This window comes from Hoeflea sp. BAL378, from assembly GCF_000759435.1.
GTDB lineage: Bacteria > Pseudomonadota > Alphaproteobacteria > Rhizobiales > Rhizobiaceae > Hoeflea.
In genome coordinates, this window is sequence record NZ_JRJG01000225.1 from 1 (window position 1) to 472 (window position 472).

1 protein-coding gene is annotated in these 472 nt (G+C 72.0%); it reads right to left on the reverse strand.

The genetic code is table 11. The features are described 5' to 3' along the window. A partial coding sequence (locus LL06_RS25445) for a DUF930 domain-containing protein (RefSeq protein WP_035533700.1) occupies positions 1-377 on the reverse strand: 377 nt, incomplete at its 3' end. Between the last annotated feature and the right edge of the window lie 95 nt (positions 378-472).

The following is a 472-nucleotide window of genomic DNA, read 5'->3' on the forward strand; positions in this document are numbered from 1 at the left end:
TCGCCGGCGGTGAGGGAATGGGCGGCCCAGTCGGTCTCCGGGATGCGCGCGCCCAGGGAAAAATCGAAGGCGGTGACGGTTTCCAGATCGGCCGAGACGTCGCAGGCAAAGCCGATCCGGTACCAGTGCCGCCCGGACCTGAGCGCGCCGCCCTCGGCGGTGAGCGTCAGGCCGGCAAGGACCGGATCGGCCATGGCGTAGGCGATCACCAGGTCGGGAGCGAGCTCGGGTCTGAAGACGTGGACCTGCTCCATCGCCTCGACATTGCAGAGCTGGATGATGCGCTCCTCGGGGACCAACTGGCGCAGCGCCAGCAGGGCCTGGCGGCTGCGCGGATCGGCGAGGATTCTGGACGCGTAGAAAATATCCGCCTTCACCCGGGGCGCCGGGCCCGCCGGGGGATCTGCAGGCGGCGGCGGGCCGGCAGGAGGAGGCAGGGGCGGCGCGGGGGCCGCTGGCGCGCGGGCGACGT